We start from the raw sequence: 20,505 nt of genomic DNA on the forward strand, positions 1-20,505 counted from the left end.
TGAGAGCCCATAAAGTAGGAGGCACGGCGGCGCCCGTTTATCACGGCTTCAGCCTTGCCATTCTTGCGGCCTTTCGGCCAACCAGGCCCGCAGCGCGGCGCGGGCCGCATCAGGTTCCAGCAGCGGGGCGCCCAACTGGGTGCGCAGAAAGGTGCGCTGCCGCTTGGCGTAGCGGCGGGTGGCTGTGGAGATGGCTTCTGCGGCCTGCGGCAGGCTCAGTTCGCCGCGTGCCAGTGCCAGCGCCTCGCGGTAGCCCAGGGCTTGCCAAGCGGTGGGCAGCGGCCGCGCCTCTGCGGAAACCTGCTCGGCCAGCCACTGTGCCTCCTGCGGCCAGCCGGCTTGCAGCAGCGCCTGGGTGCGTTCTGTGATGTGGGCTTCCAGCTGCGGCAGCGGCGGGCTGAAGGCGAATACCTGCGCGGCGAAGCGGGGCGGGCGGCGGCCGAAATCGGCCGGAAACTGCCCGGTGCGGCGAAACACTTCCAGCGCCCGCACGGCCCGGCGCGGGTTGCGCTCCATGCGCGGCAGCTGGTCGGGGCGCACGGCGGCAATTTCAGCCAGCAGGGCGTCCAGGCCGCGTTCCTGCAACTCGCTTTCCAGCTGTGCCCGCACCGCCGGGTCGGCAGCCGGGGCCAGCGGCAGCCCCTGCGTCAGCGCCTGCAGGTAAAAGCCGGTGCCGCCCACCACCAGCGGGCGGCGGCCCTGCGCCAGCAGCTCTGCAGCCACCTCCTCGGCGGCGGCCACCCAGCGGGCCACGTCGTAGGACTCGGTCACCTCGGCCACGTCCATCAGGTGGTGCGGCACCCGGGCGCGGTCGGCGCGGCTGGGCTTGGCGGTGCCGATATCCAGCCCCCGGTACACCGTGAACGCGTCGGCGCTGATCAGGTCCAGGCCAAACTCCTGCGCCAGTTCCAGCGCCAGGGCCGATTTGCCGGCGGCGGTCGGTGCCGTCAGGACCGGCAAGGCAGGGGTAGAGGGGGAGAGCATCGCGCCCAGTCTAGCGGGGTGGTGACTGCCGGGGCGCAGGCGGGGCCAAGGGTCACACGTGCGCCGGGGCAGATGCGCTAGCGTGGGCGGCATGAACGAACCCACCCTGGCGAGGTTGCAACACTTAATGACCGTACGCGAGGAAACGGAGGCCCTGGGACAGGGCGACGCACGCGGCTTTACCCCGGCGGCCGACTGGCTGGACGAAGGCGCCTCGCTGACCCTGCTGCTGGACGTTCCGGGCGTGGAGGCAGACAGCCTGGAAATGGCAGAGGACGGTGACCACCTGACCGTGGCGGGCGTGCGGGCCAGCCTGCCGCCGGAAGCGGGCCGACTGCTGCAGTCCGAGCGCCGCGCCGGCGCGTTCACCCGGTCGCTGACCTTCCCCGAGCCGGTGGTGGCCGGCAGCGGTGAGGCCAGCCTGAATGCCGGGATTCTGCGGGTGCGCTTTGCCAAACAGCATCCCACCATCGATGCCACCTACCGCGAGCTGGACCGCCCCGGCGACCAGACAGAAAGAGAGAACGAGCAATGAACGAAGAAATCCGCGGCCCCCGCGATTACGGGGAAATGGACAGCATGGACCTGCAGGACTTTCTGAAGGTCGAGGGCCTGGTCGAGACTGGCGGCGAGGCCAAATTCCGCATTCAGGGCGGTGAGGTGCGGCTGAACGGCGAGGTGGAAACCCGCCGCCGCCGCAAGGTGCAGCGCGGCGACGTGGTGGAAATCTACGGCGAACGCGTCGAGGTGAACTGGTGACCGACCCGGCCCCGGCCGATCCCGGTCCGGCCAGTTCCGGCGCGGCTGAGGCCAGCTGGCGCACAGCACTGCTGGCCTGGCGTGCGGCGCGGGAGCAGGCTTTCCGGGAGGGCCGTGGTCCCTTGCAGGGCGCGGCTTTGGCAGCGTTCACGGGCCTGCACCATTACGCGCCGGACCCGGCCTGGGTCTGGGCCCTGCCGGTGCAGCGTCTGGGCACCTTTCCGGCCGAGGTCTCTTTTCCCACCAGTGACGGCCGCACCAAATGGTGGGGCGCGTTCGGACAGGTCACGCCCCGGCTGCCGGGCGCCGGCCCAGTCACCCTGACCCTTTACACCCCGCTGGGCGAGGAACAGCCCCGGCAGGCTTTCCTGCCGTTCCGCGACGCGACCAGCGGCCAAGAAACCTACGGCCTGGGCCGCTACCTGGACGTACCGCTGGCCTGGGACGGCGAGCAGGTGACGGCAAGTCTGGATTTCAACCGGGCCTATCAGCCCAGCTGCGCTTACGCCGACGGCTTCAGCTGCCCGCTGCCCCCGCAGGAACACTGGCTGAGCGTGCCGGTGCCGGCCGGTGAGCGGCTGCCCTGAGCGGCGACACGTTCAGCCACGTTGCGCCTTCAGTGCGCGGCCACCGCGTAATAGAACTGCTCCACGCCCTGTGCTTGCAGTGCGGCGCGGCAGGCCAGCAGGGTGCTGCCGGTGGTGAGCACATCGTCGACCAACAGCACCGCTCCTTCTGAAAGTTGCGAGGCGTCGGCGGCAAAGGCGCCTGCCACATTCTGGCGGCGGTCCTCACCGCTGAGTTTGGCCTGCTGCCGGGTACGCTGAATACGGCGCAGGGCGGCCGGCGCGTAGGGCACTTCCAGCACGTCGGCCAGGGCGGCAGCCAGCAGACCGGCCTGGTTGTACCCGCGTTCGCGCTCCCGGCTGGGATGCAGCGGCACCGGCACCACGCCCACCACCTGCCAGTCTGCCGGCACCGCCGAGGCGAGTAGTGGGCCCAGCGCCCCGGCCACTTCCCGCGCCTGACCGTATTTCAGCGCCCGTACCGCGCGCCGCGCCGGCCCCTGATACCGCCCGAAGCTGACCAGATGCGGCGTGGGTGTGGGGCACAGCACCGAGTGCCGCTCGGCGCGTGGCCGCAGCGCTGCCCGGCAGGCCCGGCACAGCCCCGCCTCGGCGCCCAGTTGCCCGCCGCAGCCGGGGCAGGCGCGGGGCAAGGCCAGGCGCAGCAGCTGTTCCAGCCGGTCTCGCATGCAGGCAGCTTAGCGTGGGCGCGGGGTAGGGTGAAAGCATGCGCCTGCACCTGATTACCGTGGGAGAACCCAAGCTGAAATACGCGCGGCTGGGCTGGGAAGAATACGAAAAACGCCTGCACCGCTACCACCGGGTGCAGGTGACCCGGGTCAGCGGCAAAACCCAGCAGGCCGAAAGTGCGGCGGTCCTGAAAGCCGCTGGCCGCGCCCCGCTGGTGCTGCTGGACCCGCGCGGGCGCGAGTTCAGCTCGGAAGGGCTCAGCGAGTGGCTGGACGCTCAGGCGCTGGGCGGCACCGGCGAGCTGGCTTTTGCCATTGGCGGACCGGAGGGCCACACCGACGAACTACGCGCTGGGGCGGCCCGGCTCTGGAGTTTCGGGCAGCTGACCTTGCCGCACGACCTGGCAATGGTGGTGCTGCTCGAAGCCCTTTACCGCGCCAGCACCATCAGCGCCGGCGAGCCTTACCATCGCGGCTAGGGTCTGTCCCGGCGCTGCCGCTCTGACTCTGGGCGCCTAGTACTCCGCTGCGTAGGCCCGCGCAGCGGCCACCCGCTCCTGCAATTCCGGCAGGGTGTCGCCGCCGAACTTTTCCAGTACCGCTTCGGCCAGCACCCAGCCGATCACGCACTGCAAAATCACCCCGGCGGCCGGCACGGCGGTGGTGTCGCTGCGCTCGCGGGCGGCGTCGCTGGCCTCGTGGGTGACCACGTTCACGGTGGGCAGCGGTTTCATCAGGGTGGCAATCGGCTTCATGGCGACCCGCACAATCAGTTCCTCGCCGTTGGTCATGCCGCCTTCTAGGCCGCCCGCGCCGTTGGTCTCGCGGCGGTAGCCTTTCTCTTCATCCGGGTACAGGGCGTCGTGGACCCCGCTGCCGGGGCGTGAAGCGTTCTCGAAGGCCTGGCCGATTTCCACGCCTTTCATGGCCTGCACGCTCATCACGGCGCCGGCAATCTGCCCGTCCAGCTTGCGGTCCCAGTGGGTGAAGCTGCCCAGGCCCACCGGCAGTCCCCGGAAGCGCACTTCCAGAATGCCCCCCAGGGTGTCGCCGCCCACCTTGGCCTGGTCGATCAGTTCCCGCATCTGCGCGGCCGCCTCTTCGTCCCAGGTACGCAGGTCGCTGTTCTCGATGGCCTCTAAGTGGTCCCAGCTGAAAGGTGACTCCACCTCCACCGAGGCCAGCCGCCGCACGAAATTGGCGCCCTCAATGCCCAGCTCGCCCAGCAGCTTGAGGGCCACGGCGCCCACCGCCACCCGCGCCGCCGTCTCACGTGCCGAGGCCCGCTCCAGCACATCGCGCAGGTCCTTGTGGCGGTACTTGATGCCGCCGCTCAGGTCAGCGTGGCCGGGGCGGGCGTCGGTCAGGGCCTTTTTGCGCGGCCAGTTGCCGGCTGCCGGGTCCATGATCTCGGTCCAGTTGCGAAAGTCGCGGTTTTCGATGTCCAGCGTGACCGGCGCTCCGGTGGTCACGCCGCCGCGCACACCGCTCATCAGCTGCGCCTCGTCGGTTTCGATCACCATGCGCCGGCCCCGGCCGTAGCCGCCCTGCCGCTTTCTCAGCCAAGGGTCAATGTCGGCCTTGCCGAGCGGCAGCTGCGAGGGCAGGCCCTCAATGATGGCGGTCAGGCGCGGTCCATGGGACTCTCCGGCGGTCAGAAAGCGCATAGCGCACTGTAGCGCAACGCCCAAAGGAAAACTCCCCCGGCCACGGCGGGCGGGGGAGAACGAGGGGCGCGACTGCGGCGGTGGCGGCCAGGCCAGATCAGTTGACGATATCGCCGGTGATGATGAACAGCATCTGGGTAGAGTTGCGGTTGGTGGCCTGGTTTCCTGCTGCGGCCCCCAGACCAGGAATCATGGACAAGAATGGCAGGCCGGCCTTGGTATTGTTTTCGGTGGTCCCCAGCAGGCCCGACAGCAAGACGGTTTCGCCCGGCTTGAAGGAAATCCGCGTCTGGGCTTCCGAGTTGCTGAAACGGAGCAGATAGGGCAGGGCACCCGGAGTAATGGCGTCCTGGTTCTGCAGATCATTCACCTGTCCACGGACCCGCAGGGTGATGGTGCCGTCAGGCGCCACCGTCGGCTCGAAAAAGTCGAGAATAACCCCGTAATCGATGACTTTTTCGATGGTCTTGCCGTCCCCGCCGGGGATGTTCAGTTCCAGCTTGCCACCCGACTTGATAGAAGCGGCGGCGGTATCTGAAGCGTTGCGGCTGCCGTTGGTGGCGGAGCTGCCCAGGCTGCGTTGTCCGCTCTGCATGGTGATGACTCCGTCGTAAACCCGCTTGGCCTGGGACTGGGTTTCCAGAGCATTCAGGGTGGGGAAGATGTTGAAGCCGACCAGCGAACGGGTGGGATCGAAGTCGAAGCTGGCGGTCAGTCCGGTGGGCGACGATCCACTGCTAATCAGGCCCACATTGAAGCCACCAAAACCGGCGCGCCAGTCCACACCCAGGGAGCGCTGGGCCGATTCGGTGATTTCCTGGATACGCACTTGCAGGTTGATCTGCGGAACAGCGCGGTCGAGGGTGGGAATCAGTTCGGCAATCTGGGCCACCTGCGCCGGGGTGCCGCGCACGATCAGTGTGTTGGTGCGGGCGTCAGGCAAGATGGTTGCCATGTCGGCGCGGGGGGCTGCAGCACTGCTGGGAGAAGCCGTGCCGACGTTGACATTGACCGGGGTGTTTCCTGAATTATTGTTGCCATTGGTGCCCGTACCAGTATTGCCGTTTGTACTCGTGGCTGCGGTGTTCCCTGTGTTTGCCCCATTACCGTTTGCAGTCAGATCACGGGCGAGCGTCACCATCAGGGTAGTCGCCAGATCGTCCGCACTGGCGTTCACCAGCTGGAAGACCCGCTGGGTGATCTGACCGGGGGCCGGATCAATTTGACGTAGTAATGCCAATGCGTCGTCCACCACGGCGGTATTGCCTTCAATGAGCAGACCAGCGCTGTTGGGTAGCACAGTAACGCTTAGAGCTGGATATTGATTAGAGAGAAATTCGCCAATATTGCCGGCGCCATTATTAGCAATATATATCTCTCTTTTGTTCGAATTCACTGCGTTGCCATAGCGGCTCAATTGTTCGCGGCGCTGGGCAACTGCCGCTTGATCCAAGCTTCTTACAAAACGTTCAACGTCGCGAACTTCTTTATTGTATCCTCGGATAATAACTTTCTTACCTACGTTGTCGGCTATAACTTTTAGGCTTTCTGTCTCGAACTTATTATTGTAGATAACGCTATTAGCGCCATATTTGGAATCTGCAGAACCTGAGGCGCTCCCGTTACTAGTAGAAGAGCTCTGTCCACCTTGGCTATTACTAGTGGTGGTTCCTTGACTACTGGCATTTCCGTTAGCACTGGAAGTACTTTGGTTCTGGAAGCGACTAGTTACGCTTCCAAAGAAAACTTCTGCACGTCCCACAACGTAATTGGGATCAGCTGCTTCCAGATCAACTACTCGTTGGGTCAAAGTGTTGTTTACTCGAATGACTTGCTGATCACCCAGACGAACGATTTCATAGTTGAGCCCGTACACGTCCATCAGCAGCGGCCACACTTCGTTGAAGGGCTTGTTGCGGAAGGAGTAGGCGACCGGGCGGGCGGCCTGGGCATTTTGGCCTTCGCCCCCGCTAGCAGCCAGGGTGTCCACATTGACTTCCAGCACCAGTTCGTAGCCGGCGGCCTGGGCAATGGCGCCCAGCAGGCTGGACAGCGGACCCTGATAGCGGCCGGTTTCGATGGTGATGGCGGCCGGCGAGAGGGACGGGTCGGCGTTGGTGGTGCTGGGAGCAGCGTTCGGGGCCGTATTCTGCGGCTGGGAAGCGGCAGAAGCAGGAGCGGAGGCCGACACCGGGGCCGGCTGGGCCGCACCCAGGCCCAGGGCGGCCGTGACAAACAGGGCAGTTGCGTATTTCATCATGTTCACCTTTTGGCTGGTTACTGGAGGGGTTCGAGTTCGAGTTTGAGCGAATCCTGACCGAGGGCCAGCGTCACGCTGTCGGCCGTGATCTGCGACACCACGATCTGGGTGTCGGGCAGGCGGTCGCCCTGGGCCAGGACCATGAAGCCCTGGCTGCTCTTGAAGATGGCGGTGTCGGTGGGGCCCAGCACGGCGCCGGTAAAGCGCACGTCCTGCCGGTTGAGGGCACGCGACAGCGCGGTGCCGTCGTCCGGGGCGCCCACGCCCTGATCATCACCGTAACGGGTGATCAGGTCCGGCTGACCGGGCACCGGCAGCGGGACCGAAAGAGCCGGTGCCGCTGCACTGCCGCTGCCGTTTGCAGGCTGGACCGCTGGCCGCTTTGCCAGGGCAGAGCCCACCGGCGGCGCGGTGACGCCGGCCACCGGTGCGGGAGCCGGTGCGGTGGCCGGGCCCTGGCTTCCTGCCCCGCTGGGGCCGGTGCTGCCAGTGCTGCCCGGACCGCCGCCGCCCAGCACCCAGGTGGCCATGCCGCCGCTGGTGCCGTTACTGGGTGCGTTGCTGCCGGACGCACTGCTGTTGGCCGGGCGCGGGCCGGTGCTGCTGCGTGGGGCGCTGGCTGTGGGGACACGGCCACTGCCGCTGCTGGCCTGGGTGTCGCCGCGTGAGGTACTGGCCGTGGATCCACCGTTACTGCTGGTGCGTGCTGTGGTGTTGCTGCCCGGCTGGCTCTGGCTGGAGCTGGAAGCACCGCCATTTCCTCCGCTGGTGACGGCAACCGGCTTATTCCCGGGGCCCAGGACCCAGCTGGTGGTGCGGCCGCTGGCCCGGCTGACAGGTGCCACCGCGCCGCTGCGGCTGTCTGAAGGCACCGAGGCCGTGTAAGTTGGTGCATTTCCGCCGTCTGCCGGCGACTCGCCAGCCCCGCCGGGGAAGCCGCTGCCTGCAGAGCTGGGCGGCGCCGAGATGGCGACGCTAGGCTCGGAAAAGCGGACTCTTTCCGGTGAAGCTGGCTGGCCGATGACACTGGGTTCCGAAGTGCGAATCTCTTCTGGCGAGGCCGGCGTCTCGCTCGGAGCCTGGACAGCCCCGGCTGGGGTCGAGCCGTCACTCTCTAACACGAATGGCTTGAAGGGGTTTTTGGCAGGAACAGCGGCCAGCGGCGTTTCCGGGTTAATGCCGCCGAGCTTGGGCTGGGTTTGCGCGCCCGAAGCAGTTTCCGGTGCCGTGCTGAGGGGCGGGATGGTGCCGGGTGCCGCGTCACTGCCGCTGACCGGTCCGGCGGCGGCTGCGCTGGCCGTATTGGTGGTGACCGTTGTGACAGTGCTGCTGTCGGTCTGGGTGGTCGTGGACGACGTGGTGCTCTCTTCTACCACGGCCTGGTTGTTGCGGCTGTTGAAGTAGAACACCAGGGCGCCGGCCAGCAGCAGGGTCAGCAGGGCGCCGATCAGCAGCTGCATTTCCCGTGTCAGCCGTCCGCCGGGCACGCCTGCCTGGGTGTCCTGCCTGGGTTGCTTGGGGCCGGTCATTGTGCGCCTCCTTGGGTCGGGGCCGCTGTGGGCGTGGCGCCAGTTCCCGCATCGCTGGCCGCGGTCTCACTGGCCACCTGCTCGTTGGCTGCTGCACCGCTGGCCGTGTCGTTGGGAGCGGCGGCAGCGGCTGGGGACGCAGCCTGTGACGGGTCAAAAGTGTAGACCGTCATGTTAATTGCGCCGGTCAGATTGGGGTCAAAGCTGGTGGCCTGCGGTGCTTGCACTGTCAGCTGCTCAATGGTGGTAAAGCGGTTCATGGTTTCCATGGCGCGTAGGGTACGGAACACCTCGCCGTAGGTGCCGGCCAGAGTCATGGAAATGGGGATGGGCCGCACGCCGCCAGGCAGATCATTGGTAGGCGCACCTGCGGCCACATTGACGCTCTGGATTTCAGCGCCGGTGGCCTGGGCACTGGAGCGCATGTCGCTCAGCAGCTGACCCATCTCGTTTTTCTGCGGGAGTGCAGCCACGAATTCGGCACGCTCGGTGCGCAGGCCAGCCACCTCTTTCCGCAGCGCAGGCAACTGGGCCTGTGCCTGACGGTACTGGGTAGCTTTGAGATCAGCCGCTTCGATATCGGATTTCAGAGTGGTGATCTCCTGCTGGCGGGCCTGATAACGGAAGGTGTACCACAGGCCCAGCACCAGAAACGAGAGCGCCAGAGTAATAAAAAAGATGTATTTGGGTTCGAGGCGATTCTTGGTCATCAGTTCTCTCCCGCTGGTGCGGCCGGCGCACTTTCAGCTGCGGGTGTTGATGCGGCTGGCGCTGGGGCTGCCGGCGCTGGAGCTGCGGGGGCGGCGTTGGCAGCTTTGCTGCCGACTGCTGACGGTGAAATGCTGTCGCCACCAGCCGGGACCGCTCCAGCCACACCCACACTGGCTGAGAAAGTGTAGGGTGAAGCCTTGTTCTCGGCCTCTTTGCGCTGCATACCCTGGAACACGATGCCGAATTTGGGGTTGCTCTCAAAACCGTTCAGCAGGTCCACCACCGCCTGGGCCGTGCGTGCCGTTCCGCCAATCAAGAATTCGCGGCTGACGCTGCCACCTTCCACACCGCTTTGCTGCATATCGGGCGTCTGCTGAGCGGCCGGGTGCATGTCCAGACTGTTCAGGGCCACGCTGCCCCCGGCCGGCATCTGCGCGGTAAAGGCTGCCAGGTCGTTGCTCCAGTAGCTTTTGCCTTCGCGCAGGGTGCGGGCCACACTGGTAACCTGCTCCAGTTCGGTTTTCTCGGAGCGCAGCTTGTCGAACTCGGTCTTGTCCGGCTGTAACGCGGCAATCTCGCCGTTCAGCCGGTCCAGATCGGTCCGCAGCCCGCTAATCTGCGAGGCGTAATACAACTCCAACCCCGCAATCAGGCCCAGACTCAGCAGGCCGGTCGCGGCGGCGGCAATCAGCCAGCCCTGCCCCCCTGAGCTACCCTGGCGGCGCTGTGAAGCCGGTAAGAGATTGACTTCAACCACGTTTTACTCCTCTCAGGGCCAGGCCCAGCGGGACGGTGTACTCGGGGCCGTGTTCCCGCAGCGCCAGATCGTCGGCTGGTAGCTCCAGAGCGTTCCAGGGCTGCACCATTTCGGTGGGAATACCCAGCGCCTCGCTGATGGCTGTGGGCAGACCGCTCAGTTTGGCGCCGCCGCCGGCCAGCACCAGCTGGTCAATAAACAGCTCGCCGCTCTGCACCCGGTAAAATTCCAGCGAGCGCCGCACCTCGGTGATCAGGTCAATGGTGGCCGGGCGCAGCGCCTCGGCCACGCGGGCGGGGCTGTGCAGCTGGCTGCTGTCGACCGGGCCGCTTCCGGGCACCTGATAGCCTAATTTAAGCGCTTCGGCCGCGCCGAAATCCAGGTCGAAAGCACGCTGCAGCGCCGTGGTGAAATCGTCGGCGGCCACGTTGATGTTGCGCGACATCAGCAGCCGCTCACCGCGCATCAAGGCAATGACAGAAGAGCTGGCGCCAATTTCGAGCGCCAGCACCACGTCCTCAGGCCCGGCGGCACGCTGCTGAATGGCCCGCAGCGCCGCGAAACTCTTGACGTCCACCACCACCGGTTGCAGGCCGGCCATCTGCAACGTTTCCACATGGCGGCTGACCACGTCGTTGGGCACGGCGGCAATGACCACTTCCATCTGGGCATCTTCGGGCAGAGTGCTGGGATCGTCCAGTACGTCGAAATCCAGCGTCACTTCGTCGATGGGATAAGGAATGTAACGCTCCGCCTCGTAGCGAATCACGTTGCTGCCGCGCAGTTCCTTGAGGTCCATGCGCGGAATCATGATGTTGCGGGTGACGGTGGCCTGATTGGGAATGGCGGTGACCACCTGCTTGCGGCTGATGCCGCTTTGTGACAGCAGCGAGCGGATCTCGGCCGCGACTGCCTGTGGCTCCACCACGCCGCCGTCGCGCAGCGCGCCCTGGGGCGTCGGCGTCATGACGGCCTGCTGCACCGCCGCGCCGCCGGGCCCCAGAGCGACAGCCTTGATGGCGCTGGTTCCGATTTCCAGGCCGAATGCCTGCCCACCTGATTTACGAAAGTAATTTGTCATTCAGCCTCCAGCAATTCCAAACCAGATTACCATTCTCTAAGTGGTCTTCTGGACTTTTCAGACTGCCGAGGAGTATAACAGGCTTCCGCTCACAGAACTCCCTCAAGGTCGGCCAGGACGCATTCTGAAATGCAGGAAAGATAAAAAAGAGCGATCCAGTCGACCAAAAAAGGCCCCGCAGGGCCTCCTGGTTTCTGAGAAGATTAAACCCGGCGCGTGAGGGAAATGAGCTGCCAGTCGCCCGCGCTTCCCACCAAAACGTAAGGTTCCATTCCAACCATGCCCAGGGCCCGGGCCGGCCCCGGCAGTGGCAGTGGAGTGTCGCTGCCGGCGGCAAACACCTGGGTGCCGCGCAGCTCCAGCCGGCCCTGCGAGGTCTCGACGCTGGGAAAAATTGCGGCGCGTGCGCCGTCCGGGGTGGGCTGGAGCCAGCGTCCCCCCCCGGCCGGCTCCGAGCGGCCACTGTCCACCGCCCAGAGCCGTCCGGCCACCAGCGCGTAGTCGCGGCCGTCGCCACCCGTCACCACCTGGGCAGGTCGGCCCAGAGTGCCGGGCACCGGGGCACCGCTGTAATTCAGGGCGCTGCCGTCTTCGCGGTAAATCCGGGTGGCCGACATGGCGACCACCCGCCCGGCCGGCAGCGACTCGGCGGCGCCGTCCAGGGTGACGGCCTGGCCCAGGGTGGGCAGCGTTGTCCAGGCGCGGCCCGCGTTCCAGCCCACTGCGCCGGTAGGAGCCGGCCAGGGCGGGCAGACCGGCCGCAGCTGCGGCACCCGCGCCACGCAGGCCTGCCGGCCGTCACTCCAGGCCACACCTTCCGGCGAGAAGGCGGCTTGCAGGCTCGGTGCCTGTGCCTGTTGCGGTGCCTGTACCTGTCGCGGTGCCTGGGCCTGAGGTGACGAGGCCTGGGCAGCACGCGGCGCAGGCGCGCTGGCGCTGGACGTGATGCCGGCAGCGTTACCTGCTGGGCCACGGCTCGCTGCCGGGGCACAGGCGCACAGGGCCGTCAGGGCAGCGGCCAACCAGAAAGCGGGACGGCAGGAACGGAGCAGAGGCGAAACCATACTCCATTCAAGCAGTCCCGCCTGATCCGCGGCTGAGAACCAGCGTGCGCCGAAAGCTCAGGCCGACTTCAAGCCAGGCTTGCCGCCGCTTGCGCCGGGCCACGGTCGCGCCAGGCCAGCAGTTCGTCCACCACGCTGTCCAGCCCCACGCCTTCCTGAGCGCGCTGCTCGGGGGTCATCGAAATCCCCCGACTGGCCTTGACCAGAATCACGTCGCCGTCCTGCACTTCGGCCTTCAGGGCGCTGAGCAGTTCGGGCACGGTACGGTAAGCCCGCTTGCCCAGCACCTCGGCGTAGGGGCCCACCCCGAAGCACAGGTCAGCGCTGTCGCAGGCGCTGCGGCCCACTTCGGCGTGCAGCTCGGGGGCCGTTTCGCCCAGCTCCAGCATGGTGCCCAGCACCGAAATGCGCCGGCCACGGAAGTTCTTCAGGGCACTCAGAGCCGCCTGCACGGCCAGTGGGCTGGCGTTGTAGGCGTCGTCAATCACGGTGTAGCGGCCCGAATGAATCTGGTAGCGGCCGCTGGGCACCTGCACCTGTTCGGTACGCTGAATCGCCTCGGCCAGTGGCACGCCGTTGCTTTCGGCCAGATGCAGCCCCAGCACGGCCGCTTCGGCCTGTACCTGCGACGCGTGCGGCAGATGCACCGCCTGACCGGCATAGGTGAAGTCGGCGCCCTGCTCGGTCACCCGCAGGTCCTGCCCGCTGTAAGTGACCGGCAACTCCGGGGTGGAAAAGCCGTAGATCGCCCGCTCGGGATACCAGACCCGCGCCTGATTGCCCACCAGCGCCTGGGGCGCCGACAGAATCTTGCCCTTTTCACGGGCAATAATCTCCAGGCTGCTCAGCCCTTCGAGGTGGGCCGCACCGATCGAGGTGACGACGCCCACATCGGGATGCACCAGATTCACCAGCCGGTCCATTTCGCCCACCCGGTCAATGCCCATTTCCACCACCAGCGGCCGGTCGGAGCTGCCGAACTCGATCAGAAAGCAGGCGATGGCGGGAATGGTGTTGTACACCGGCATGTAGTGGGCGTTCAGCGCCGCCGCCACGTAGGCTTTGGCCGTGGTTTTGCCCACGCTGCCGGTAATCCCGACCACCAGCCGGTTCCTGGCCCGCTCCTGCTGCGCCCAGGCGGTCAGGGCCGCCAGCGAATCGCTGACCTCGACCGTGCGCGGCAGCTGGCCCGCCGCGCCGGGCAGGTCGGTCAGCACGAAGGGGGCGCCACGTTCCAGCGCCGACTCGATAAAACGGTTGCCGTGGTCGTGTTCGCCGGGCAGGGCCACGAACGCGGTCTCGGCGTCGGCCTGCCGGGAATCCCAGGTCAGGCGCACGGCCGGGCGTGCGGCCGGGTGAACTGCCGCTTCAAAAGGCAGGAGGTCATGAGGGTTCAACATCCCCCGGAGCCTAGCAAAAGCGGATGAGGCGATTAAAGGGAAATCTGGCGGGCCAGGCGAGAAGTAGCAGCCCACCTGGCCCACCGGCCCGGCTTATTCCACTGTGACCAGATAGTCGTACAGTTCCGGCCCGCCGGCGTAGGTCTGAATGTCCAGCAGGGGAAACTCGGCTTCCAGGGCCTGCGCGAGTTCTTCCAGGCGCTCGGCCGGGGTATTCACGCTGCGGAACACCGTCACCACTTCGGCGTCGGCGGCCTGAGCACGCACCAGGGCCTGCACCGCCGCTTCGGGGGTGCCGCCGGCGTGGACCAGTTCGTCGTCTTTCAGGCCGATCACGTCGCCCTCGTGGATATCCAGCTCGCGGCCGTCCGGGGTGGTGTGGACCGTGTTGCGGCTGGCGCGGGTAATTTCAAAGGTGGTGACCCGGCCGGCACTTTCCTGCATGTAGCCGGCCAGCTCCTGCGCGTCGGCGTCGGCATTGAAGCTCAGCGCGGCGCCCAGGCCCTGGCCCAGCGTGCGGGTGGACACCACGACGGCGCGGCCGCCCAGCAGCTCGGCGGCTTTGTCGGCGGCCATCAGCACGTTCTTGTTGTTGGGCAGCACGATCACCGTTTCGGCGCTCACGCTGTTCACGGCGTCCAGAATGTCCTGCACGCTGGGGTTGGAGGTCTGCCCGCCTGACACGATCCGGGCGCCCAGGGCACGGAACTGCTTGATGATGCCGTCGCCGGAGGCCACCGCCACCAGGCCCGACCGGGGCCGCTCGCCTTCCGCCTGCGCCGCGCTACCCGAGCCGGCCAGGATTTCGGTGTGCTGCTCGGTCATGTCCTCGACCTTGGTGCGCAGCATCCGGCCGTGCCGGCCCACGGTCGCCAGCAGCTCGTCGGGGCGGTCGGTGTGGATGTGGCCCTTGACGTACCCCTCGGCGCCCACCACCAGCAGCGAATCCCCGAACGGCGTGACCAGCTCGCGGATGTCTTCAATCGGCAGCCGCGCCTCGTCCATCAGGAATTCGGTGCAGTACCCGTATTCCTCGGCCTCAAAGCTTTCCTGGGCGTTGCCAGCAATTTCGGGCGCCGGGGGCAGCGCCTCGCCCAGCAGCCCGGCCAGCATGCCGCGCACCACGTACAGGAAGCCCTGGCCGCCGCTGTCCACCACGCCTGCCTGCTTGAGGGCCGGCAGCATGTCCTGGGTCTGCAGCAGGAAATCCTGCCCACGGGCCACGGCGTTTTCCAGCACTTCCTGCACGGTGCTTCCCGTCTGCGCGCCCTCGGCAATCCCACGGGCCACGGTCAGGATGGTGCCTTCGACCGGCTTCATCACGGCCTTATAGCCGGCTTGCCGCGCGGCCAGCAGCGCCCGCTTCAGCCCCGGCACGTCGATGGCCGGTAGATCACGGACCGAGTCGGCAAAGCCGCGCAGCAGCTGCGAGAGAATCACGCCGGAATTGCCGCGGGCGCCCAGCAGCGCCCCATAGCTGATGGCCCGGGCCACCGCGCGCATCTCGCCGGTGTCGCAGGTGTCCAGCTCTCGGCGCACCGACTGCATGGTGAGGTGCATGTTGGTGCCGGTGTCGCCGTCGGGCACCGGGTAGACGTTCAGGGCGTTGACCTGTTCGCGGTGCACACCCAGCCAGTCGGTGGCGGTGCGGAGCATCTGGGCCAGCTGCGCCGGCGAGATGCTGGTGTAGTTCGCAGCGCTCTCACTCACGGCCGACCCCCACCACGTTCACCCGCACCGACTGCAGCTCGGTGCCGGCGTGCGTGCGGACAATGTGCTTGACCCGGTCCTCGATGTTCTGCGCCACGGTGGGAATGCTGACCCCGTAAGCCACGATGATGCTCAGCTCGGCCCAGTAGGGTGCGTCGGGGCTGGCGGCCTTCTCCCGGCGGGCCTTGCCGGTATCGGGCCCGCGGTGAATAATCACGCCGTCTTTGACCTGCGAGCGGCCCAGCGCCCGGGTGATGCCTTCTTTCAGGTTCACGGGCGCCATGCCCACCACGCCGGGGACCTCATGTGCGGCCAGCCCGATCAGCGAGGCCAGGGCGGCGTCGGTAATCTGAATATTGCCTTTGGATGTCTTGCTCACAATGAGGCCGAGTATAGGTCCTCAGCCTGTGTGATTTGGTCAGCGTGCTTACCGCCCGGCAGGCGGCGCCTATGCTGAGAGGCCATGAGCCGCCGCAAACATTTTGCCGACCCGGCCCCCGAGCAGGCCGGCCGCTTTCCGCCGCGGCAGCGTCAGGCCCTGGGCTTTCCCACCCTGACGGCCGCGGCCCCGCCCCAGCCTCTGCCAGCGCGGGAGGACTGGACCCTGCGCGTTTTTGGGCTGGTTCAGGAGCGCACCCTGTCCTGGGCCGATCTGCTGGCCTTGCCGCAAAGCACCCTCACGCTGGACATCCACTGCGTGACCTACTGGACCCGGCTGGACACCGTCTGGCAGGGCGTACGCACCCGGGACCTGCTGGACGTGCTAGACCTGGACCCCCGCGCCACCCACGTGATGGCGCACGCGCTGGGCGACTATAGCGCCGGGCTGACCCTGGACGACTGGCGGCGGGACGACCTGCTGCTGGCCCACTCCTACGGCGGCGAGCCACTGGAGGAAAAGCACGGCGGCCCGCTGCGGCTGGTGGCCCCGCACCGTTACTTCTGGAAGTCGGTGAAATGGCTGGAAGGCCTGGAGTTCATGGACCGCGACCGCCCTGGTTACTGGGAAGCACGCGGCTACCATCACCGGGGCGACCCCTGGGCGCAGGAGCGCTGGGAGAGCGACTGAGACGCGGACGTCTGCTTCGCAAAGATGATAAAAAGCTCCCTTACGTTATGCTGACGGCATATGGAAAACGGTACCCAATTGCAGGGGCTGGAAGCCTTCCCGCAGCCCTACCGTGAGCGCCTACAGGCCACGCTGCGGCCCATGCTACGGCTGACGGCCGCTGGTCCCAGCGCCAGTGTGCTGGACAGCAAAGTGGGCGGTGTGCCGTATCGCCCCAGGGGGATGGCATGGCCCACTGACACGGAAACCGGGCCGCTGACGCTTCTGGCGCAGCTCAATTTCGCCGCGTTGCCGCCGCTGCCGGGTTTCCCCACGCGGGGCATCCTGCAATTTTTCATCGGGCGGACCGACGTTTACGGCTGCACCTTTCTGGGGACTGACCAGGGGGAACGCGAGGTGTTTCAGACCCGTTGGTTTCCGGACCCCGGAGACGACCTGACGCAGCTGGACACCGACCCCGCCGGCGTGCCGCCGTTGGACGAGGAGTTCTTTTCGCCGCTGGAGGCGGGCGCTGGAGGCCGGCTGGAGGGCACGCTGGCCTCCCAGCCGCTGACGGCCGCAGACCGGCTGTTTGAAGGGGTGGTCGGGCTGGATCTGCTGGACGACGCCGCATCGCCCGACCCGGAACGGACGCTGGGCGAGTGGCTGGAAGAAAACGGCCGTGAGCTGCTCGGGGCAGGTGGGCACCAGCTCGGCGGATACCCGTCTTTTACCCAGGCCGACCCCCGCGGCCCGGATGATCCCCGCATCCTGCTGCTGCAACTGGACTCTGACGACGACCTGGGCCTGATGTGGGGCGACATGGGCATCGCCAACTTCTTCATTTACCCGGAAGACCTGGCCCGCTGTGACTTTTCCCGGGTGGCCTACAACTGGGACTGCGGCTGAGCGGCGCTGCCCGGTTTTGCGGGACAATACCCGGCATGAGTGCTGATTTGACTGGCCTGGAACGCACCCCCGAAGGTTATTTCGTGCCCGATGTTCTCCAAGAGGGCCTGACGCTGGTGCTGGTGGGCACGGCGCCCAGCAAACGTTCGGCGGCGGCGCGGGCCTACTACGCCAACCCGCAGAACAAGTTCTGGCGCACCCTGCACGCGGTGGGCCTCACCCCGCGGCAGCTGGCGCCCACCGAGTTTCCGCTGCTGCCGGACTACGGCATCGGCCTGACCGACGTGGCCAAGCGGCACAGCGGGGTCGATGCCGCGCTGCCGGCCGACGCCTGGGCGCCCGACGAACTGCGTGGCAAGGTGCGCCGCTACGCGCCCCGCATCGTGGCTTTTACGTCCAAGCGGGGGGCGTCCGAAACGCTGGGCCTGCCCACCGGCCGGCTGCCCTACGGCCGTCAGCTGATGGACCTCGAAGGCGCGGAGCTGTGGGTGCTGCCCTCCACCAGCCCGCTGGGCCACAACCACTTTTCGCTGGAGCCGTGGCAGCTGCTGGCCGACCGGGTCAGGGAAGTGGCGGCGCAGGAACGGTCGGCCGGCAGCCAGGGCGATAAGCTCTAGCCATGGCAACTACCAAGACTGTCAACATCGACTGGCTGGGCGAACAGCGTTACGTGGGCCGCAGCGACGGCGGCCAGCAGATTCTGATTGACAACTCCGAGAACAAGGTGGGCGTGTCCCCGATGGACGCCCTGCTGGCGGCGCTGGGCACCTGCACCGCCTACGACGTGGTGGGCATCATGCAAAAGCGCCGCACTCCGCTGAGCACCTACCGCATTGAGGTAGAAGGCGAGCGGGCCGATACCACCCCGGCCCGCTACACCCGCATCACCGTGCGCCACATTGCCGGCGGCGAGGGCGTGACCCTGGAGCAGCTGGAAAAGGCTGCGCACCTCAGCCACGACAAGTACTGCTCGGTGGCGGCCAGCCTGAACGCCGAGATTGTGCTGGACGTGCAGCTGGCAGAAGGTAAGGAAAGCGGTCAGGGCTGAGGATCAGGCTGCGCCCCATCTGGCTTTTGCCTCTGGCTTGGGCCTGGGCTGTACAGCCGCCAGTCACGCTGCGGTGGGTCAAGCGGGTCAGCCTGCCGTATGTGGAAGGTGGTGAAAGCGTACTGCACTACCATGGTTTTCCCTTGCCCAACCGCGCTGGAATGGACTGGTCCAGTCAAAGTCAGGCCTGGTTTGCTGTGCCGCTGGCGCTGAATTTTCTGTTCTGGCTGGCCGCATTCGCCCTACTGGCCTACCTGCTGAGAACATGGTCGCCGCCGCGCTGGCTGGTGCTTCTGGCCTGGGCTTGGGGGGGATGGGCGGCCCTGAGCCTGGGGGGCAGTCTGATGCTGGATGACCGTTTCATCACTCCACCGCCTGTGCTGGAGGAGCAGGGCCACATCGTCTGTTTGCCTCTCCAGCCTTGTGACTGAAGCTACGGTTCGCTATTCCCAGCGCGTGCCGACGCCGCCTGCCCGCAGCAGTTCCAGCGTGCGCGCCAGCGGCAGACCCACCACGCCTGAGTAGTCGCCGCTGATCCCTGAAATCAGCGCCATGCCCAGCCCCTGAATGCCGTAGCCGCCGGCCTTGTCCAGCCCTTCGCCGCTGGCAGCGTAATGGGCAATCTCAGCTTCAGTCAGCGGGCGAAAAGTCACGGCAGTGCTTTCGGCCGCGGTGCAGACCTGACCGCCGGCCACCAGGCACAGCCCGGTCACGACCTGATGGGTCTGCCCGCCCAGCTGCCGGAGAAACTTGCGGTTTTCGGCGTTGCTCTCCGGTTTGGCCAACAGGGTGCCGCCCAGCGCCACCACCGTGTCGGCGCCCAGCACAGCGCGGCCGGGGTGGGCAGCGGCCACCGCCAGGGCCTTGCGCTGCGCCAGGGTTACGGCCAGGGCGGCGGGGTCGGTCTCGGGGCTGGTTTCGTCCACATCACTGACCACCACTTCAAAATCGGGCAGCAGGCGGGCCAGCAGTTCGCGGCGGCGCGGGCTGCCGGAGGCCAGGATGAGCGGCAAAGGTTCGGGCATGGGCCGATGCTAACGCGGCCGGCCGACCGGGTGCGCTGCTCATGACCTTCATCCTAGCGGCGCGGCGCATACTGCATTCATGCACCTGCTGACGGCTCTGAATGTTCTGCTGGCTGGCGTCTGGGCCGGCATGTACCTGTTCACCACCCTGGTGGTCAGCCCGGCGTTTGTGCAGCTGTTTCCGGACGCGGCCGAGCGGGCGGCATACCGGCGCGTGGTGGGCCGCATCTATGCCCGCGTCAACGGATTTGTCACGGCGCTACTGGTTCTGGCCGTGCTGGCCCTGGGGGTACGGCACGGCTGGACCTGGGCGCTGAGGGCCGAATTGTTGCTGCTGGCCGTCATTGGTGCTCTGACTGGCTGGCACGTATGGCAGTCCGGGGGTGAAAGAACCCAAGACCGGCCCCCCACCCCGTGGCTGACCCAGCTCACCCTGCTGGCAGTGTTGCTGCTGTGCGTGGCTGCCCTGCTGGCCTGAGGTGAGAAGAAAGGACCATAAGGACGACTCTCTCCCTCACCTCTCAGTTTCTAGTAGCCGCTGCCGTTTTCGCCGCCCGACACCAGGCCCACGCCGCCGCTGGTGCCCAGGCGGGAGGCTCCGGCGTTCAGCATGGCCTGGGCGTCTTCGGGGCTGCGCACGCCGCCGGCCGCCTTGATCTGGGCGCGGTCGCCGATCACTTCTTTCATCAGGGCCACGTCCTCCACGGTGGCGCCGCCGGTGGAAAAGCCGGTGGAGGTCTTCACGAAGTCGGTGCCCGCCTGCACCGCGGCTTCAGTGGCCTGGCGCTTCTGGGCGTCGTCCAGCAGGGCCGTTTCGATAATCACTTTCAGCACCGTGTCGGGAATGGCGCGGCGCACCGCTTCGATGTCGGCCTGCACCGTTTCCCACTCGCCGGCGCGGGCGGCTCCGATATGAATCACCATGTCCACCTCGTCGGCGCCCTGTTCGGCGCTCTGGCGGGCTTCGGCGGCTTTCTGGTCGCTGGAAATGGCACCCAGCGGAAAGCCGCACACGGTCGCCACCTTTACGCCGCTGCCGGCCAGTTCCTCGGCGGCCAGCGCCACATACACCGGGTTCACGCACACGGCGGCGAAGTGGTGTTCGCGGGCCTCGGCGCACAGCCGGCGAATATCCGCCGAGGTGGCTTCGGCCTTGAGCAGGGTGTGGTCAATGTGAGGGGCCAGAGGATGACTGTCCATAAGTCAGAGTCTAAAGGGCGGCGGGGCCGGGGGTCTGCAGCGCAGGCTCCGGTCACAGCTGCAAAGCTGGCCCTGACGCCCGTCTGGCCCTTAGACTT

Annotated in this window: 24 protein-coding genes; 10 read left to right on the forward strand and 14 right to left on the reverse strand. The window is 66.8% G+C overall.

Annotated features, from left to right (window positions below):
• Positions 1-48: 48 nt before the first annotated feature.
• Positions 49-984 (reverse strand): tRNA (adenosine(37)-N6)-dimethylallyltransferase MiaA, encoded by a 936-nt coding sequence (gene miaA / locus OCI36_RS02835; protein ID WP_261663571.1) that lies wholly within the window; start codon positions 982-984, stop codon positions 49-51.
• Positions 985-1,075: 91 nt separating this feature from the next.
• On the opposite strand from miaA, the gene OCI36_RS02840 reads away from it, so the two are divergent.
• The 3 genes from OCI36_RS02840 to OCI36_RS02850 are packed head-to-tail and all read left to right on the forward strand — an operon-like array spanning position 1,076 to position 2,330.
• Positions 1,076-1,519, forward strand: a complete 444-nt coding sequence (locus OCI36_RS02840) for an Hsp20/alpha crystallin family protein (RefSeq protein ID WP_261663572.1) — start codon at positions 1,076-1,078, stop codon at positions 1,517-1,519.
• Positions 1,516-1,743 carry an RNA-binding S4 domain-containing protein gene (locus tag OCI36_RS02845; RefSeq protein WP_261663573.1) on the forward strand — a complete coding sequence of 76 codons (228 nt, stop codon included), beginning with the start codon at positions 1,516-1,518 and terminating at the stop codon, positions 1,741-1,743. Before OCI36_RS02840 ends, OCI36_RS02845 begins: the two co-directional genes overlap by 4 nt.
• Positions 1,740-2,330 carry a DUF1684 domain-containing protein gene (locus OCI36_RS02850; RefSeq protein WP_261663574.1) on the forward strand — a complete coding sequence of 197 codons (591 nt, stop codon included), beginning with the start codon at positions 1,740-1,742 and terminating at the stop codon, positions 2,328-2,330. The genes OCI36_RS02845 and OCI36_RS02850 overlap by 4 nt, the downstream gene beginning before the upstream one ends.
• A gap of 29 nt (positions 2,331-2,359) precedes the next feature.
• Here OCI36_RS02850 and OCI36_RS02855 read toward each other — a convergent pair whose 3' ends face one another.
• Positions 2,360-2,998, reverse strand: coding sequence for a ComF family protein (locus OCI36_RS02855; protein ID WP_261663575.1), 639 nt, complete (start codon positions 2,996-2,998; stop codon positions 2,360-2,362).
• Positions 2,999-3,036: 38 nt separating this feature from the next.
• Here OCI36_RS02855 and OCI36_RS02860 point away from each other — a divergent pair, with 38 nt between their 5' ends.
• The gene (locus OCI36_RS02860) at positions 3,037-3,477 is read left to right on the forward strand and encodes a 23S rRNA (pseudouridine(1915)-N(3))-methyltransferase RlmH (RefSeq protein WP_261663576.1); all 441 of its coding nucleotides are present in this window, start codon (positions 3,037-3,039) and stop codon (positions 3,475-3,477) included.
• A 36-nt stretch (positions 3,478-3,513) separates the two neighbouring features.
• Here the strand turns inward: OCI36_RS02860 and aroC are convergent, their stop codons facing one another.
• From aroC to OCI36_RS02910, 10 genes are all read right to left on the reverse strand, one after another.
• Positions 3,514-4,665 (reverse strand): chorismate synthase, encoded by a 1,152-nt coding sequence (gene aroC / locus OCI36_RS02865; protein ID WP_261663577.1) that lies wholly within the window; start codon positions 4,663-4,665, stop codon positions 3,514-3,516.
• Between the two features lie 97 nt (positions 4,666-4,762).
• Complete coding sequence (locus tag OCI36_RS02870) at positions 4,763-6,922, reverse strand: type II secretion system protein GspD (protein ID WP_261663578.1); 2,160 nt, start codon at positions 6,920-6,922, stop codon at positions 4,763-4,765.
• Positions 6,923-6,942: 20 nt separating this feature from the next.
• A complete protein-coding gene (locus tag OCI36_RS02875) occupies positions 6,943-8,454 on the reverse strand; it encodes a hypothetical protein (protein WP_261663579.1) in 1,512 nt (503 codons plus the stop codon).
• Positions 8,451-9,164 carry a type 4a pilus biogenesis protein PilO gene (locus OCI36_RS02880; RefSeq protein WP_261663580.1) on the reverse strand — a complete coding sequence of 238 codons (714 nt, stop codon included), beginning with the start codon at positions 9,162-9,164 and terminating at the stop codon, positions 8,451-8,453. Before OCI36_RS02880 ends, OCI36_RS02875 begins: the two co-directional genes overlap by 4 nt.
• On the reverse strand, positions 9,164-9,922 hold the full coding sequence (locus OCI36_RS02885) for a fimbrial assembly protein (protein WP_261663581.1): 759 nt from the start codon (positions 9,920-9,922) through the stop codon (positions 9,164-9,166). Before OCI36_RS02885 ends, OCI36_RS02880 begins: the two co-directional genes overlap by 1 nt.
• A complete protein-coding gene (pilM, locus tag OCI36_RS02890; protein ID WP_261663582.1) occupies positions 9,915-11,003 on the reverse strand; it encodes a type IV pilus assembly protein PilM in 1,089 nt (362 codons plus the stop codon). The genes OCI36_RS02885 and pilM overlap by 8 nt, the downstream gene beginning before the upstream one ends.
• A gap of 203 nt (positions 11,004-11,206) precedes the next feature.
• Positions 11,207-12,067: a hypothetical protein gene (locus OCI36_RS02895; protein WP_261663583.1), complete on the reverse strand. Its 861-nt coding sequence runs from the start codon at positions 12,065-12,067 to the stop codon at positions 11,207-11,209.
• Between the two features lie 68 nt (positions 12,068-12,135).
• Positions 12,136-13,467: a UDP-N-acetylmuramoyl-tripeptide--D-alanyl-D-alanine ligase gene (gene murF / locus OCI36_RS02900; RefSeq protein WP_261663584.1), complete on the reverse strand. Its 1,332-nt coding sequence runs from the start codon at positions 13,465-13,467 to the stop codon at positions 12,136-12,138.
• A 93-nt stretch (positions 13,468-13,560) separates the two neighbouring features.
• The gene (locus tag OCI36_RS02905) at positions 13,561-15,123 is read right to left on the reverse strand and encodes a DAK2 domain-containing protein (protein WP_261664362.1); all 1,563 of its coding nucleotides are present in this window, start codon (positions 15,121-15,123) and stop codon (positions 13,561-13,563) included.
• Positions 15,124-15,169: 46 nt separating this feature from the next.
• A complete protein-coding gene (locus OCI36_RS02910; RefSeq protein ID WP_261663585.1) occupies positions 15,170-15,556 on the reverse strand; it encodes an Asp23/Gls24 family envelope stress response protein in 387 nt (128 codons plus the stop codon).
• A gap of 84 nt (positions 15,557-15,640) precedes the next feature.
• Here OCI36_RS02910 and OCI36_RS02915 point away from each other — a divergent pair, with 84 nt between their 5' ends.
• From OCI36_RS02915 to OCI36_RS02935, 5 genes are read left to right on the forward strand one after another with little or no spacing between them, the layout of a single operon-like run.
• The gene (locus OCI36_RS02915) at positions 15,641-16,246 is read left to right on the forward strand and encodes a molybdopterin-dependent oxidoreductase (RefSeq protein ID WP_261663586.1); all 606 of its coding nucleotides are present in this window, start codon (positions 15,641-15,643) and stop codon (positions 16,244-16,246) included.
• Positions 16,247-16,306: 60 nt separating this feature from the next.
• Positions 16,307-17,134, forward strand: coding sequence for a YwqG family protein (locus OCI36_RS02920; protein WP_261663587.1), 828 nt, complete (start codon positions 16,307-16,309; stop codon positions 17,132-17,134).
• A 35-nt stretch (positions 17,135-17,169) separates the two neighbouring features.
• Positions 17,170-17,751, forward strand: a complete 582-nt coding sequence (locus OCI36_RS02925) for a mismatch-specific DNA-glycosylase (protein ID WP_261663588.1) — start codon at positions 17,170-17,172, stop codon at positions 17,749-17,751.
• Between the two features lie 2 nt (positions 17,752-17,753).
• Positions 17,754-18,182 (forward strand): OsmC family protein, encoded by a 429-nt coding sequence (locus OCI36_RS02930; protein WP_261663589.1) that lies wholly within the window; start codon positions 17,754-17,756, stop codon positions 18,180-18,182.
• A gap of 26 nt (positions 18,183-18,208) precedes the next feature.
• A complete protein-coding gene (locus OCI36_RS02935; protein ID WP_261663590.1) occupies positions 18,209-18,613 on the forward strand; it encodes a hypothetical protein in 405 nt (134 codons plus the stop codon).
• 12 nt (positions 18,614-18,625) lie between these two features.
• Here the strand turns inward: OCI36_RS02935 and OCI36_RS02940 are convergent, their stop codons facing one another.
• Entirely contained in the window at positions 18,626-19,207 is a 582-nt protein-coding gene (locus OCI36_RS02940; RefSeq protein WP_261663591.1) for a Maf family protein, read from the reverse strand.
• Between the two features lie 79 nt (positions 19,208-19,286).
• On the opposite strand from OCI36_RS02940, the gene OCI36_RS02945 reads away from it, so the two are divergent.
• Positions 19,287-19,685: a DUF4149 domain-containing protein gene (locus OCI36_RS02945; RefSeq protein WP_261663592.1), complete on the forward strand. Its 399-nt coding sequence runs from the start codon at positions 19,287-19,289 to the stop codon at positions 19,683-19,685.
• Between the two features lie 50 nt (positions 19,686-19,735).
• Here the strand turns inward: OCI36_RS02945 and deoC are convergent, their stop codons facing one another.
• The gene (gene deoC, locus OCI36_RS02950; protein WP_261663593.1) at positions 19,736-20,407 is read right to left on the reverse strand and encodes a deoxyribose-phosphate aldolase; all 672 of its coding nucleotides are present in this window, start codon (positions 20,405-20,407) and stop codon (positions 19,736-19,738) included.
• Positions 20,408-20,505 lie beyond the last annotated feature (98 nt).

The sequence above is a fragment of the Deinococcus sp. Marseille-Q6407 genome (assembly GCF_946848805.1).
GTDB lineage: Bacteria > Deinococcota > Deinococci > Deinococcales > Deinococcaceae > Deinococcus.